The organism is Fibrobacter sp. UWB1 (assembly GCF_002210325.1).
Taxonomy (GTDB): Bacteria; Fibrobacterota; Fibrobacteria; order Fibrobacterales; family Fibrobacteraceae; genus Fibrobacter.
The window spans coordinates 84,547-100,426 of sequence record NZ_MWQL01000012.1 but is presented as its reverse complement, the minus strand read 5'-3'; the positions used below and the strand labels follow the sequence as shown (position 1 = coordinate 100,426).

9 protein-coding genes are annotated in these 15,880 nt (G+C 54.0%); all 9 read right to left on the bottom strand.

The annotated features are described in order from the left end of the window. Nucleotides 1-127 precede the first annotated feature (127 nt). Nucleotides 128-4,570, bottom strand: coding sequence for a glutamate synthase large subunit (gene gltB, locus B7988_RS10330; RefSeq protein ID WP_088657825.1), 4,443 nt, complete (start codon nt 4,568-4,570; stop codon nt 128-130). 406 nt (nt 4,571-4,976) lie between these two features. Further along, nucleotides 4,977-7,298 (bottom strand): Fe(2+) transporter permease subunit FeoB, encoded by a 2,322-nt coding sequence (gene feoB / locus B7988_RS10325; protein ID WP_141225636.1) that lies wholly within the window; start codon nt 7,296-7,298, stop codon nt 4,977-4,979. Then, nucleotides 7,298-7,537 (bottom strand): FeoA family protein, encoded by a 240-nt coding sequence (locus B7988_RS10320; protein ID WP_072799394.1) that lies wholly within the window; start codon nt 7,535-7,537, stop codon nt 7,298-7,300. The genes feoB (B7988_RS10325) and B7988_RS10320 overlap by 1 nt, the downstream gene beginning before the upstream one ends. Before the next feature lie 11 nt (nt 7,538-7,548). Beyond that, nucleotides 7,549-7,968 (bottom strand): metal-dependent transcriptional regulator, encoded by a 420-nt coding sequence (locus tag B7988_RS10315; protein ID WP_088657824.1) that lies wholly within the window; start codon nt 7,966-7,968, stop codon nt 7,549-7,551. A gap of 158 nt (nt 7,969-8,126) precedes the next feature. Continuing rightward, entirely contained in the window at nt 8,127-9,554 is a 1,428-nt protein-coding gene (locus tag B7988_RS10310) for a hypothetical protein (RefSeq protein WP_088657823.1), read from the bottom strand. Between the two features lie 227 nt (nt 9,555-9,781). After that, on the bottom strand, nt 9,782-12,592 hold the full coding sequence (gene feoB / locus B7988_RS10305; protein WP_088657822.1) for a ferrous iron transport protein B: 2,811 nt from the start codon (nt 12,590-12,592) through the stop codon (nt 9,782-9,784). Further along, a complete protein-coding gene (locus tag B7988_RS10300; RefSeq protein WP_088657821.1) occupies nt 12,592-12,876 on the bottom strand; it encodes a FeoA family protein in 285 nt (94 codons plus the stop codon). Before B7988_RS10300 ends, feoB (B7988_RS10305) begins: the two co-directional genes overlap by 1 nt. Nucleotides 12,877-12,924: 48 nt before the next feature. Further along, nucleotides 12,925-13,362: a metal-dependent transcriptional regulator gene (locus B7988_RS10295; protein WP_088628100.1), complete on the bottom strand. Its 438-nt coding sequence runs from the start codon at nt 13,360-13,362 to the stop codon at nt 12,925-12,927. Nucleotides 13,363-13,712: 350 nt separating this feature from the next. After that, nucleotides 13,713-15,794: a heavy metal translocating P-type ATPase gene (locus B7988_RS10290; RefSeq protein ID WP_088657820.1), complete on the bottom strand. Its 2,082-nt coding sequence runs from the start codon at nt 15,792-15,794 to the stop codon at nt 13,713-13,715. Nucleotides 15,795-15,880 lie beyond the last annotated feature (86 nt).

The following is a 15,880-nucleotide window of genomic DNA, read 5'->3' as shown; positions in this document are numbered from 1 at the left end:
CTATGAGGTCGGCGTTGTACGCCTTTGAGGTTTGAGGTCGTGCCCCACAGGGGCACTTTGAGTATTATAATCGCGCCAAAGGCGCCAAACCTTTACTCAAAGCGACCAAAGGGAGCGAGCCCAAAGCTCAAAGCCTTGCTTGCAAGGCGCGCTCACCTCCTTTCAAAAGTGCGTTCCTGTAATCCACCGGGAAGATTTTCACGAACTTCGGACGTTCGCTGTTCCAGTTTTCAAGGATGCGCTTACCCTTTTCGCTACCCGTTGCATGAACGTGCTGTTCAATGTAATCGAGGAGTTCGCGTTCGCTGTCGGTACCGGCAAGCACGCTTTCAAGGTCCACGGAGCCCACGTTGCAGCTCAGGTCGAAGTGACCCGTTTCGTCGTACACGTAAGCAAAGCCACCTGTCATACCTGCAGCGAAGTTCACGCCCACGCGACCGAGTACCACCACGCGGCCACCCGTCATGTATTCGCAACCGTGGTCGCCCACGCCCTCGCTCACCAGGAGCATACCGGAGTTACGGATACCGAAGCGTTCGCCCGCAAGACCGTTGATGAACACCTTACCGCTTGTACCACCGTAACCGATCACGTTACCAGCAATGACGTTGTCTTCGGCCTTGAAGGTTGCGTTGTGCGGCGGGCGCACGATAATCTTACCACCCGAGAGGCCCTTGCCCATAAAGTCGTTGGCTTCGCCTTCCAAATCGAGCGTGACGCCCGGAGCAAGGAAGGCACCGAAGCTCTGACCCGCAACACCCTGAAGATGAATGCGGATGGTATCTTCGGGAAGTCCCTTCACGCCAAAGTGTTCGTCCACTTCGCCGGAAAGTTCCGTACCCACCGTACGGTCGGTGTTGTGCACCACCGTGCAGAGTTCCACGGCAGTACCCTTTTCGAGAGTTTCCTTGACGAACGGCAAGAGTTCGCGGCGGTCGAAGTTGACCAGTTCTTCCTTGACATAGTTCTTGTCATAAGACTTGACGCCACCCTTGACGGTTTCGAAAATCTTGGAGAAGTCGAGGTTCTTGGCCTTGTAGAAGGCGATAGCGGAATCCTTTTCGAGGAGGTCGCTACGGCCGCAGGCTTCTTCGAGAGAGCGGAGACCGAGGCTTGCGAGGATTTCGCGGACTTCGTCGGCGATGAAGAACAAGAAGTTTTCGACGTATTCCGGCTTGCCTGCAAAGCGCTTGCGGAAGTCGGCATCCTGCGTTGCAATACCCATGGGGCACTGGTTCGTATGGCACTTGCGGTCCATCACGCAGCCAAGGCTAACGAGCAAGTTCGTAGCAAAGCCGAATTCTTCGGCACCGAGGAGTGCTGCCACCACAATGTCGCGGCCCGTCTTGAGCTGGCCATCGACCTGGAGCTTGATACGACCGCGCAAGTCGTTGAGCACAAGAGTCTGTTCCGCTTCGGCAATACCGAGTTCCCACGGAAGGCCGGCATGCTTGATAGAAGTCAGCGGAGATGCACCCGTACCGCCATCGTGGCCAGAAATGAGCACCACGTCGGCATGAGCCTTGGCAACACCGGCGGCAACCGTACCCACACCCACTTCAGACACGAGCTTCACGGAAACACGGGCCTTCGGGTTAGAGTTACGCAAGTCGTAAATGAGCTGGGCCAAGTCTTCGATAGAATAAATATCATGATGCGGCGGCGGAGAAATCAGCGACACATTCGGCGTACTGTGACGGATGCGAGCCACAAAGTCGTTCACCTTGTGAGCCGGCAACTGGCCACCTTCACCGGGCTTTGCACCCTGAGCCATCTTGATTTGCAAATCCTTTGCGTGGCGCAGGTAGTCAATCGTGACACCAAAGCGGCCCGAAGCAATCTGGCGGATAGCGGAGCTACGGATATCACCGTTCGGAGCCGGAGTATCGCGATCCGGGTCTTCACCACCTTCACCGCAGTTGCTCATGGCACCGATGCGGTTCATAGCAATAGCGATGGTTTCGTGAGCTTCGGGGCTCAAAGAGCCAAGGCTCATCGCGCCCGCCACAAAATGCTTGACAATGGATTCGCGGCTTTCGACTTCAGAAATATCGATCGGAGTCGCTTCCTTGAACTTGAACAGGCCACGGAGCGTTGCCTGACGTTCAGACTGATCGTTAATGAGCTTGCTGTAAACCTTGAACTTTTCGTAGTCGCCGCCCTGCACAGCCTGACGGAATGCAGCCAAGGACTGCGGAGTCCACAAGTGCTTTTCACCTTCCTTGCGGTAAGCATACTGACCACCGGACTGAAGCACCTTGCTTGCGTCGGCAAAGGCAATCTTCTGACGTTCGCCCACTTCGGTTGCGATTTCTTCGAGGCCGATACCTTCGATGCGGCTTGCGGTACCCGGCAGGAACTTTTCGACGAGTTCCTTGTTCAGGCCGACCGCTTCGAAAATCTGGGCGCTGCGGTAGCTACGGAGGGTGGAAATACCCATCTTCGACATAATCTTGAGAAGGCCCTTATCGACAGCCTTCACGTAGTTGGCGGCAGCTGTCACCGGGTCTACATCGAGGTCGCCGTTGTGGCACATGTTGGTAATGCTCTGGAAGGCCAAATACGGGTTGATGACCGTGGCACCGAAACCGAGCAACAGGGCAAAGTGCATCACTTCGCGGACTTCGCCGGACTGCACCACCAGACCGATTTCAGGACGTACGCCCGCTTCCACAAGGGCGCGGTTCACGCTGGCCGTGGCAAGCAGCGACGGAATAGGCACGTAACCCCAATCGATGTTCTTATCGGTCAGAACGATGATATCGAAACCATCATTCACGGCACGCACAGCATCGCCAGCGAGGTTCTGCAAGGCAGCTTCCAGGACTTCCCCATTGCCACCGAGCGGGAACTGCATCTTGAGTTCCTTGGCCTTGAAGGCCTTATCGCCGATGTTTTCAAAGCGGCGGATTTCGTCTTCGGTCACGATCGGGCGCGGAATCTTGATGAGGTGCGCCTGTTCCGGAGTTTCTTCGAGGATGTTGCCATGGTTACCGATGTAAGTCGTAAGGCTCATCACCAGTTCTTCACGAATCGGGTCAATCGGCGGGTTCGTCACCTGGGCAAAGAGCTGCTTAAAGTAGTTGAACAGCGGCTGCGGCTTGTCAGAGAGCACAGCGAGAGCGGCGTCGTTACCCATAGAACCGATAGGTTCTGCACCGTTCTTGGCCATGGGCTGCAAAATGATGGAGAGGTCTTCGGCAGAGTAACCGAAGCGCTTCTGCTGCACCAGAATATCGTCAGGAACATCGGCCGGGTTAATTTCGCTAAAGAGGCCACGAACGCTCATCTTGTTTTCGGCGACCCAGCGGCGGTACGGCTTGCTACGGGCCACGTAAGCCTTCATTTCGGCGTTCTTCAAGATGTGGTGATTTTCGAGGTCAAGGTAGATGATTTCACCGGGTTTGAGGCGGCCCTTTTCTTCGACTTCGTCGTCCTGCAGGTCAAGCACGCCCGTTTCAGAGGCCATCACGAAGAGGCCGTCTTTACACAAAGTGTAACGTGCCGGACGAAGACCGTTACGGTCGAGGATTGCACCGGCGTTCACACCGTCAGAGAAAGCGACAGCGGCAGGGCCATCCCACGGTTCCATGAGCATGGATTCATATTCAAAGAAACCACGCACGTCGCGGCCCAGGTAATGCTTCTGGCCCCATGCCTGCGGCAAGAGCATCATCATCGCATGCGGGAGGCTACGGCCCGCTGCGACGAGGAGCTCAAACATGTTATCAAGGCTGGCAGAGTCGCTCTGGCCCGGCATAATGAGCGGCAAGAGCTTCGGCAAATCGTCACCGATGACTTCGCTCTTCAGGAGCGGTTCGCGGGCACGCAAGCTGTTCAGGTTACCACGCAGGGTGTTGATTTCACCGTTGTGAGCAAGGTAGCGGAACGGATGAGCGAGCGGCCAAGTCGGGAACGTGTTGGTCGAATAGCGCTGGTGAACGAGAGCCAAGGGGCTTTCGAAATCGAGGTCGTTCAGGTCCTTGTAGAAACCTTCGATCTGGCTTGCAAGCAATAGGCCCTTGTAAACGATGCTCTTGCGGCTGCAGCTGCAAACATACACACCCTTGCAGGTCTTTTCGATCAGGCGGCGAACCACGTAAAGCTTGATATCGAATTCTTCGTTGGTCTTGAACTTGGAGCCGTCAAAGAACACTTGGCGAATATGCGGCAAGGTTTCGCGAGCCGTGTGGCCGATCGTAGCGGGGTTCACCGGGACTTCGCGGAACTGGATGACATCGACACCTTCGGATTCAGCAACGCGCTTGATTTCGGCATCCAGGGCATCGGCGGCAAGCGTATTTTCGACAAAGTACATCGCCACGCCATAACGGGCCGGAAGCGACGGGTAAAGCTTGCGGAAGAACTTATGCGGCATAGAAAGCAAAAGGCCAGCGCCGTCACCCGTTTCAGGATCGCCACCAGCCGCACCGCGATGCATGAGCCTTTTTAAGACCGTAATACCCTGCAGCACTATCTGGTGCGAGGCAACATTATTAATATTGGCAACCAGACCGACACCGCAGGCGTCGTGTTCGTTGGCCGGATCATAAAGTGCTTGAGCGTTCATAAAAAATCCTTGTTATTACTTTTTGCGCTCCGTATTTGCAAAATCCGTGCCAAATGGACAAAACCACCCGTCAATTATTGAAAAAGCGGTCAAAAATGTAAAACGAAAGCCGAATCCTAAAATTCGGTTAAATTTTCGATTTCAAAAAATGTAAAGAATCGCCGTTATTTTTACAAATTTCGTAAATAATGAAAGGGAGAAGACTCTCCCTCACTCCAGCCACGGCTCAGCCTGCTCCGCACGCAAACATGGCACCACCTAAAGGTGGCCATGTTCACTAAGGCCTAAAGGCCAAGTGACCAAAGGTCAGCCTTCGGCTGACGAATGTTCGCTTAACGGCCAGGCAATCGCCGCGTCTGCCGTTACCCTCTCGCCTAGGGGACCCACCCCCTAAACCCCCCAATATTTATTCGAACACTTTCTTTTTGCGTTGGTCGCGGCCAATCAGAACGAGGCTCACGACCACTCCGGCGAGAAGCGCGACCGAAGTGAGAAGCCATGCGGTAGAATGCCCGCAGGTCACCTGGAAGAAAAGCACCGAGAGACTCCAGCCGATGACCGTCTGGAGCACCATCATGAGCGTTCCGTAAAAGCGCCCGAGTTCACGGAAGGCGGTTCCCATGGCCGCAAGGCACGGCACATAGAGCAAGATGAACAGCAGATAAGCCAGCACCTGAAAGCGCCCCAGGTTGAAATGCGCCTGCATCGTCTTGTACGCCCCTTCGTTCCCGGCATTTTCGGATTCATCGATGGCATCCTTGACGCCCAGCGGATTCGCGATGGATGTAAAGACTTCCACCAGGTTCGCCGGGACACTCACGAGAGCCTCTTTCACGGTAGATTTCAGGCTAAAGCCTTCGTCTGTCGCAGTTTCGGCTACAGTCTCAATCGCGCCGGACTCCCCCGCAGCATTTGCGTCGCCCGTGCCCTCGATGGCATACAGCGAATTGAGCGTTCCGACAATCGCCTCTTTCGCGAAAAGCCCCGTAAAGAGCGCGACAGATGCAGGCCAGTTGTCGCGTTCAACGCCGAAGGGTTCGAACACGGGCGTAATCACCGTTCCCACGGCGCTCAGCACCGACTTTTCGTTGTTGTCGTTGCCGAAACTTCCGTCCGTGCCGACGGAGCCCATAAAGCCAAGCACCGTCACCATAATGAGCACGACCTTGCCCGCGCGGAAAACGAATTCCTTGAGGCGGAGCCATGCATGGCGGAAAAGGTTACGCGCCTTGGGCAAATGATAAGGCGGCAGTTCCATGATGAATGTCGATTCCTTGCCCATGAAAACCGTATGCCGCAAGAGCAAGCCATAAATCAGCGCAATCACGATGCCCGTCAGGTAAATCCCGAACACGAGCGTTCCTGCACTTTCACCGAAGAATGCCGCACCGAACAACGCATACACCGGGAGACGCGCGCCGCAACTCATAAACGGCACTAGGAACAAAGTAAGGAACCTTTCGCGCTTGTTTTCGAGCGTGCGCGTGCCCATGAGCGCCGGTACCGAGCAGCCAAAGCCCACAATCATCGGCACGAAAGCCTTGCCCGGGAGCCCGAGGAACCGCATAAAGCGATCCGCCACGAATGCCGCACGCGACATGTAGCCGGAATCCTCGAGGAACGAAAGGCAAAGGAACATGAAGAAGATGACCGGAATGAACGTCGATACCGTCTGGATGCCAGTTCCGATACCGTTCGCCAAGAGCGCCACGACAACGCCCGGCGCACCAACCTTCGTCAGGAGTTCCGTCATGCCGTCGACAAAGATTCCGCCGAACAAAATGTCGAAGAAATCGATGAACGCGCTACCAACCTTCACCGCAAACCAGAACACCAGATACATGGCAATGAGGAAAAGCGGAATTCCCAGAATACGATTCAAAAAGAGCTTGTCGAGCTTGTCAGTTCGCGTGCTCGTATTGGTGTTGTCGCGGATGACCGCCTTCGCGATGTCGCGGGCATAGGAGTAGCGGGAATCGGCCAGCGCAAATTCCACCTCTTCGCCCAAATCTTCTTCAATCTTGTCGTGCGGGATTTCGACACCGAACTCGTCGGCAAGTTCCAGCACTCGCCCGCTATGCTCCAGGTACTGCACCGCCGTCCAGCGCGGGCTTGCGCCGAGTTTGTCGGCTACGGGCTTGAGCGGCACCGCAATTTCTTCAATCAGTTTTTCCAGGACTTCGGAATGCTTGACCGCCTTCGGGAGCGGAAGCTCGCGACTGTTATGCAGCAGCTTGTGCAAGTCGTTCACGAAGCCTTCGCAGCTCTTGGGCGAAACCGCCGTGAGACCGATTGCCGTCACGCCGAGGATTTCTTCGAGCTTGTGCAGGTCCACATGGATGCCGCGGCTCGCCGCGATGTCCATCATGTTCACCGCCAAGACCATCGGCACGCCCTTTTCCATCAGCTGGCTCGTGAGGAACAGGTTGCGTTCCAGGTTCGTAGCATCTAGAATGTTCACGACCAAGTCCGCTTCGCCCTTGAGCAAGTAATCGAGAGCGGCGCGTTCGTCTTCGGAGTTCGCGAACAGCGCATAAATGCCCGGCAGGTCCACCACGCGAATCGTGTGGTTGTCGAGCTTGAACTGACCTTCCTTCTTTTCAACAGTCACGCCCGGCCAGTTGCCCACAATCTGGTTTGAGCCGGTCAGCGAGTTGAACAGTGCAGTCTTGCCGCAGTTCGGGTTGCCTGCAATCGCAATCGTGAAAACTTCTTTCTCGATAGGCATCAGACTCTCCTCAACTTGAGCACGTTGGCTTCTTGTTTGCGGAGCGAGAGCCTGTACGAAAGCACGCTGACCTCGACCGGGTCACCGAGCGGTGCCACCTGCAAAACCTGCAGCACCACGCCGCGCACAAGCCCCATCGATAAAAGCTTGGACTTGTACTGAGAATCACCCGTGTTGTATCCAATAATTTCGGCCTTGTCGCCTTTTTTAAGCTCCGAAAACTTCGGTTCGTTATTCATACACCAACGATTTACTTTTTCTTAGATTTAGCGGCGTTCGGCTTTTTCGCCGATTCATTGGGCGTGTTCACAAAATCCTCGATTTTCTCGAGAGTCTCCGCCGAAAGAATGTGTTCCATGCAGCAGGCATCCTTGTCGGCAATCGCCTCGGACACGCCGAGCTTGATCAAAAAACCCTTCAGCAGAATGTGACGGTTCAGAATCTGGGACGCCACGAGCGCGCCTTCCGAAGTGAGTTCAACACCGCTGTAAGGCTCCTGCGTCACAAGGCCGAGCTTCTTGAGTTCAATTACCGCCTTGGCAACCGACGGCATTTTCACCTTGAGCGCCGCCGCAATGTCGCGGACACGGGCAATCCCGTTCGCAAGGCGCAGCATGTGCACCATTTCCAAGTAGTCTTCAAGGCTCTGGCTTAACTTTACTTGTTCCATAGGACGGCTCCGATTAGACGAAAAACACACCTTATATATTAGTCTACACTAAATTTAGAAAGCCTCGGCTAATTAGTAAAGGCTAAACCTTGAAAAGCATATCAAAAAGGACCGTGGCAAAACGCCACAGTCCCCTTTTTGCGCATTATGCGAGGTAATTAGAAGCTGTACACCGTTTCAAGACCGAAACGCAGGGCGTCATCGTCTTCGTTATCCTGCACGGCGACATCCACCATGCCGAAGGCAGTGATTTCCAGGTTTTCGACCGGAGTGATGTAGATGCGGCCGCCGACATCGAACGTTGCAGCAGTTTCGTCATCATCATCCAAGGTGTGCGTGTGGTATTCTACAGGAATGCCGACCTTGATGAATTCAGCAAGCTTGAAGGCGGGTTCGGCATACACGAAGAAGTATTCCGGAATTTCGCCGTTGTCAAGGTCGCTTGCATCTTCGGCGGCATCGCCCCTGTCAACAATGGCATAGAAGGCAGTCGTCTTGATATCGAACATACCCACTTCGAAAGTCGGCTCAACCAAGAAGGCGTGGGCAGTAGATGTCCAATCCTGACCTTCCACGACATCGCCGTCGTCACCCAGGTAGTCGGCATGGAAACCATACACAGCCCTGAAGCCGAAACCACCGAGAGAGAGGCCCGCTTCGACACCGGCATGGAGTTCGTTATGCTGAGTGGTCTGGAAGCTCTTGTAGTCTACATACGGACGCAAGTGCTGACCGGCGTAGTCGAATTCGTAGGCGGCATGGACATCGTAAACCTTGGCACCTTCTTCGTCGGCCCAGTCGTTATCGCCGCTGCCAAAGCCAACACCGAGAATGAAGCCCGCCAGGTCAATTTCAAGACCGCGGATATCGTGTTCCTTCATACCGGCAGCATTGTCAGCAGGATCGTCGTAATCATAGTAGGCAACGAATGCACCTTCCGAGAAGGTCAGGTCACCCAGCTTGACCGCGAAGAAATCAGCCGGCTGATACTGAATGTAGGCGCCATTGTAAATGGATGCCGGGTCAGTCGTTTCGCCATCGGCTTCGAGGCCCACGAATGCAGACCACTTCTCGTTGAACTTGACTTCAAAATTCAGGTCGAAGGTAGAAGCGTAGGAATGGTTCAGGTCATCTTCTGCCCAGACATTGCCTGTGTAAGCATCAAATTCCACTTCGCCATTGTACTTGACTTCCATCTGGGCTTCCGAAGTGCCTTCGTTCATACTGGCCTTGAGCATGTCGAGAGCGTTTCCGGCAGCGTCAGCGACTTCACCCGGATTTGTATTTTCAGCAGGAGCAGATTCAGCAGCCCGTTCTGCAGGTTTTTCTTCGGCAGGGGCAGCTGCGACAGGCTGTTCCGCAGGAGTTTCCTGAGCCGGAGCAGCGGCAGGGGCTTCCTGGGCAGGAGCCGGAGCGGCCTGAGTTTCAGCAGGGGCAGCAGCGGGGGCTGCAGCAGGAGCTTCCGCAACAGGCGCTGCAGCGGGGGCTTCGGCGGCAGGGGCGGCATCCTGGGCAAATGCAGACACCGCAAAGAAGGATGCGGCTGCAAGACCGAACAAAAGATTAGACGTCAAACGTTTTTTCATTTTTCTCTCCCTTGACGGATTTATTTTCTGTTTTTGTAACACTCCGTCAGGTTTTTTACAAATAGTGCTACAAAAACGCTTGGCTATCGCCTTCTGTGTGCTATTGTTGCAAAATGCGTGCCAAGATGTTTCAGTTTAGTTCCAAAAATTAGACTAATCTAATTCAAGATTTTTAATGAAGGGCCGGCAGGTTTTGGGCCTACCAGCCCTGTTCTTGATTCCAAAGGTTAGTCTTCGAAACGCTTTTCTTTATTCGCCTTCATGCCGAAGAGCTTGAGGAAGATTCCCGTACCCACCAGCGCCACGATGGCAGCGACGATCCACTTGGTATCGCCTCCAACCGGCACCTGATAGAGGAGAACCGCCACAGCCCAAGCAAGAATCGTCTGAACCGTAGCCATGAGGATAGCAAGGCCGAGGCCGATTTCACGGGCTACGACACCCATTGCAGCAAGGCAAGGCACATAGAGCAAGATAAAGATGAGGAATGCGAACACCTGCCAGTTAAAGCCATCCACCGGGTTACCGTTCTTATCCGGGTTGTGGAAGTAAGAGCGGAGGTTAGCGTAGATGTCGGCGGTTTCGGAAAGGTCGCCTTCTTCGAGAGCACCCATTTCGTCTTCGGAGAGTTCGAGGCCGGCGGCAGCGAGCTTTGCAAACACTGCTTCGCGGGTCTTTTCGTCCTCTTCTTCTTCGCCGAAGGTTTCGATGGCGGCATATTCTTCGCAGGTCAGCACCTTGGCGTCGGTAATCTTGTCAAGAGTTTCCTTCTTGAGTTCGGCAGCTTCCTGGCCTTCCAATTCGCCGGTAGTTCCGAGCGGGTCGGTGAGGGAGCCGAAGACTTCGGCGAGGTTAGCAGGAATCGAGCCGAGGGCTTCGAGCACAGCGCCCTTGATGTCGGGAGCGCCGCCTTCTTCCTCTTCTTCGGCGGGGCATTCGTCGATGCCTACGATAAGCGGCTTTTCTTCTGCAGCAGGTTCCGCGACGGTTTCTTCTGCGGGAGCCTCAGCAGGAGCAGCTTCAACAACAACTTCTGCGGATTCAGCAGCCTTATTTTCTTCTGCAGGAGCCTCGGCATTCTCCCCCGCCATAGAATACAGCGAGTTCATGGTACCGATAACGGCTTCCTTGGCCAACAGGCCCGTGAACAGCGACACAGATGCCGACCAGTTTTCCTTCTCGACGCCGAAAGGTTCGAACACCGGCGTAATGGCCTTGCCGATGACAGAAAGCAGGCTGTTTTCGGAGTCGCCGTTACCGGCAGTGAACTCGTTTGACTTCACCACCTTGGATTCGTCAACAACGAAACCTTCGGGGAGAGCAACATTTTCAGCCTCGCCTTCTTCATTTTCCTTGACCATCTGGTAGCCGTCTTCGGCCTGGACGATTTCGGTCGTCTTGCCGTCAACATCGACATACATCTTCTCCACAATGCCGAAGCTATTGAGGAAGCCAAGTATTGCAACGGCAATGGTAATCACCTTACCGGCGCGCCAGATGTAGTCACGCAGGCGCTGCCAGCAGTGAATCATCAGGGACTTGAACTTGGGCAAGTGATACGGCGGAAGTTCCATCACAAAGTTGCTGGCCTGGCCCTGGAAAAGCGATTTTTTCAGGAACAAACCGTAAGCGATGGCGAACAGCACACCGGCGAGGTAAAGCAGGAACACGACCGTGCCCGCCATCTTGCCGAAGAATGCAGCCGCAAACAGCGCATACACCGGGAGACGTGCGCCGCAGCTCATGAACGGCACCAGGAAAATGGTGAGGAAGCGTTCACGCTTGGATTCCAGCACGCGGGAGCCCATAATGCCCGGCACGCCGCAACCGAAGCCCACCATCATCGGCACGAAGGCACGACCGGGGAGCCCGAGGAATCTCATGAAACGGTCTGCAACGAAAGCCGCGCGGGCCATGTAACCCGAGTCTTCCAAGAACGAAAGGCACAGGAACATGAAGAAGATAACCGGGATGAAGGTCGAAACCGTCTGGATACCGGCACCGATACCGTCGGCGAGAATTGCCGTGACAAACGACGGGCAACCGAGTACATCGCCCAGCACGTAGCCGAAGCCATCCACGAAAATCGCACCGAAGAGCACGTCAAAGAAATCAATGAACGCAGAACCGATCGTCACTGCAATCCAGAACACCAGATACATGATGACCAGGAAAATCGGGAGAGCAGCCCAGCGGTTCAAAAGAACGGCATCAAGCTTGTCCGAGAAAGTCTTCTTGGCGCGCGCAGAAACAATCGCCTTGCCAGCCACCTCGTGCGAAATGGAATAGCGGTTTTCGGCCATCGCGAATTCCGGTTCTTCGCCCAGAATCTTCACGACTTCAGCCTTGTCGAGCTTCACGCCCGCTTCGGCAAACTTATCCGCATAGCTTTTCTGGTTGCCCAAGTACATGAGCGAAACCCAACGGGAGTCCGCATCCAAAAGCTTTGCGACCGGAGCCACCTTCGGTTCCAAAACCTTCACGGCCTCTTCGACCTTGTCGCCGTAAACCATCTGCTTCGGGAGCGGCATCGGGCTCGCAAGCACGTGGCCCATCTGGCTGATAAAGTTAGTGACGCTCTTTTCGTTCACGGCAGAAAGCGGAATGCACGGCACGCCGTAGAAATTAGAAAGCTCGTCGAGATCCAGCTGGATTCCGCGATTCTCGGCAATGTCCATCATGTTGACGGCAATCACCATCGGAATCTTCATGTCGGCAAGCTGGCTCGTGAGGAACAGGTTGCGTTCCAGGTTCGTCGCATCGACAATGTTAATAATCAGGCTCGCTTCGCGGCTGAGCAAGTAGTCGACAGCAGCGCGTTCGTCTTCGGCATTTGCGAACAAAGCGTAAGTACCCGGAAGGTCCACCAGACGAATCTGGCGGTCGCCCAGTTCAAAATAGCCTTCCTTCTTTTCGACCGTCACGCCAGGCCAGTTACCCACATGCTGGCGTGCACCCGTAAGGGCGTTAAAGAGAGCCGTCTTTCCGCAGTTCGGGTTACCGGCAATTGCAATCGTCAAAAGTTTTCTAGCAGCCATTATATCCTCCTCAGCTTGAGAACGTTGGCTTCTTCTTTACGGAGCGAGAGTCTATAAGAAAGCACAGCTACTTCGATCGGGTCGCCAAGCGGGGCCGCCTGCAAGACTTCAATCTGCACGCCACGCACAAGACCCATCGAAAGCAACTTGGACTTATAAGCAGAATCGCCCTCGTTATAACCGACGATTTCTACCTTATCGCCCTTCTTGAGTTCCGAGAACTTGGGCTCGGTACTCCACTTTTTCGTTTGCGACTTTCCGCCGCAACCACAATTACAGCTCATATCATCCTCATATAAAAACGGGAAAACTCTTGAGCGGAGCATTCCTGTTTACTTTGTGTTTTTGACAACCCTTAGTTTTTTCACCGAAGAAACTTTTGCCGAGGCAATCGCATTCGACGGTTTCACAAAATCTTCAATCTTACCGAGCGTTTCTGCAGAAAGAATATGTTCCATACTGCAAGCATCCTTGTCGGCAATCGCCTCGGACACGCCCAGCTTAATCAGGAAACCCTTCAGAAGAATATGACGGTTCAAAATCATGGCGGCAACGCGCTCTCCCTCTTCGGTGAGTTCTACACCGCTGTAGGGTTCCTGCCTTACAAGGCCCATCTTCTTGAGTTCAACCATGGCCTTTGCGACCGACGGCATTTTCACGGCAAGAGCCGCCGCAATATCCTTGACGCGGGCAAGCCCGTTCGCCAGGCGCAGCATGTGCACCATTTCCAGGTAGTCTTCTAAGCTTTGAGTCAGTTTTGTATGGTCCATTTCAACCAGCCTTATTTAGACGGGGCTAATATAGTTTAATAAATCTAATTAGGCAAGGCTAAAAATATTACCGAATTCGTATTTATTTAGATTAGACTAATTTTATAAAAAAATTTACATTATTTTCGACATTTTGCCCTTGTTTTTCTAGTTAGTTTTATCTAACTTTTGATTAGACAAGTCTAACTCTGGTTGTTGCCATAGCATTCAGACTCAAGCTTGTTTGGTTGAATCAAAAAAATCAATTCCCTCTTTTGTGTCTCTTTGGGAATAAAGGTGCCCCCGCTCAAGTAGCTCTGAGCAGGGGCATTTTTCGTTAATTTAAGCCTATCTTTTAGACGGAGAGGGCCCTACGCCTGCTTCAGTGGCGTCATGCTCTTGGCGCAAATCGCCATGGTCGAGAGGTTGTGCAGCAGGGCCGAGGTCGAGGGAGCAAGTATTCCGAAGAATCCTGCGGCCAGGAGCGACGAGTTGAAGGCGACGATAAAGCGGTAGTTCGCCTGGATGCGTTCCATGAGCTGCGTACTCAATGCGCGGAGTTCGGCGAGGTCGCGCAGGTTTTCGCTGCGGAGGGTCACATCGGCGGTTTCACGGGCAATGTCGCTGGCATCGCTCATGGCAACAGACACGTTCGCGGCAGCCAATGCGGGCGCATCGTTGATTCCATCGCCCACCATAATCACGCGGCGGCCATCGGCCTTCATCTTTTCCACATAGCGGTGCTTGTCTTCGGGCAGCACCTGCGCAAAGAAGGTATCGATTCCCAAAAGTTGCGCCGTGCGTTCGGCTGCTTTCTGGCTGTCGCCGGTAATCATCGCAACATGCTTGATTCCGCGTTCACGGAGCATGCGGATAGCTTCGGCGGCTTCGTCTCGCGGAGGATCGCTAATGCAAAGCACGCCCGCAAGGTTCCCGCCAATGGCAAGGTAAATCACGGATGCGGCTCCGGCGAGTTCGTCGATCTTTTTCTGTTCCGCCTCGCCCACTGCAATTTTTTCGTCTTCGACGACGAAATGCTTGCTGCCGATAACGGCGCGTTCACCGTCGAGAGTCGTCGCGATTCCATGCGCCACGATGTACTTGACATCGGCGTGTTCTTCTTCGTGGTCGATTCCCCGTTCGGCGGCCCCGCGCACAATGGCGCGCGCCATGCTATGCGGGAAATGCTCCTCGATGCAGGCGGCAGTACGAAGCACCTCATCTTCGCTGCGGCCTCCGAACGGAATAACTCGTTCAAGTTTCGGTTCCGCCTTGGTGAGCGTTCCCGTCTTGTCGAAAACAATGGTATCGGCAAGCGCAAATTCTTCCAAGTACTTGCCGCCCTTCACAGTCATGTTGCGGTCAGCCGCTTCGCGGAGCGCAGAAATCACCGAAATCGGGGTCGAAAGCTTGATGGCACAAGAATAATCCACCATCAGAATCGAAACCGCCTTGGTAATATTGCGCGTAAACAAGAGTGTAAGACCAAAACCGAGGAAACTGAACGGTACAATACCATCGGCAAGGCGTTCGGCACGACTCTGGATAGAAGCCTTCAGATCTTCGGAGCGATCGATAAGTTCAATGATTTTCTGAATCTTGGTATTGCCACTCACGGCACGCACCGACACGACAATCGAGCCTTCGTCTACGATGGTGCCCGCAAAGACGGATTTTCCAACAGTCTTATGAACCGCCTGCGATTCGCCCGTCATGGTCGCTTCGTTCACAAAGGCATCGCCTTCGGCAACGGTACCATCCACAGGAATCATGCTGCCAGAACGCACACGCACGAGGTCGCCCACCTGAACGTCCTGCATGCGTACCTGAACATCGACGCCATCTCGAACGACCCACACATTATCCACCTTCACGGCAAGGCTTGCAGTAAGGGCGGTGCGAGTGCGCGCCTTGGTATAATCTTCCAGAAGACTGCTCACGTTCAACAGGAACATAATGGTTCCCGCAGATTCGTAATTGCGCTGCAAGATGCTAGCCCCGATGGCAGCACCATCTAGCACCTCGACAGAAAGCTTTCCTTCGCCAAGGCAGTTCAAGCCTTTCGCCACGAACTTGAGGCCCCTGTAAATCAGGTGCACCGTGCGAATAGGAGCTGGAATAAACAACTTGGCAAGGTAACGCCGCGCAATCATAAACGCGAGCTTATTCTTGAAATCAGAATCAAGAGCCTGTAGCTGGTACTCGGTATCGGGTTCGCTTTCAGGGAGACTCGCGATGTTTAGATTTCGAACGAAATCAATCACCTGTTCACGACAGCCGTTTTCGTATTCCAGCAGAATACCGCCGTTTTCCGAATGGACTACCGCTTTCTGGACATAAGGTTCACTCACGCATGCCTTGTGGATGCGCGGTTCATGCACTTTTTCAAATGCGTAGGCCCCCGCCCGAAAGCGGATTCGCCCCGGCTGATCATATACTATTTTATAAATCATGATGATTGATGGTTAAAACAATCAATGTGAAATGTGAAGTGTGTGATGTAGAATAGCCATTACACATTTCTCATTTCACATTACAC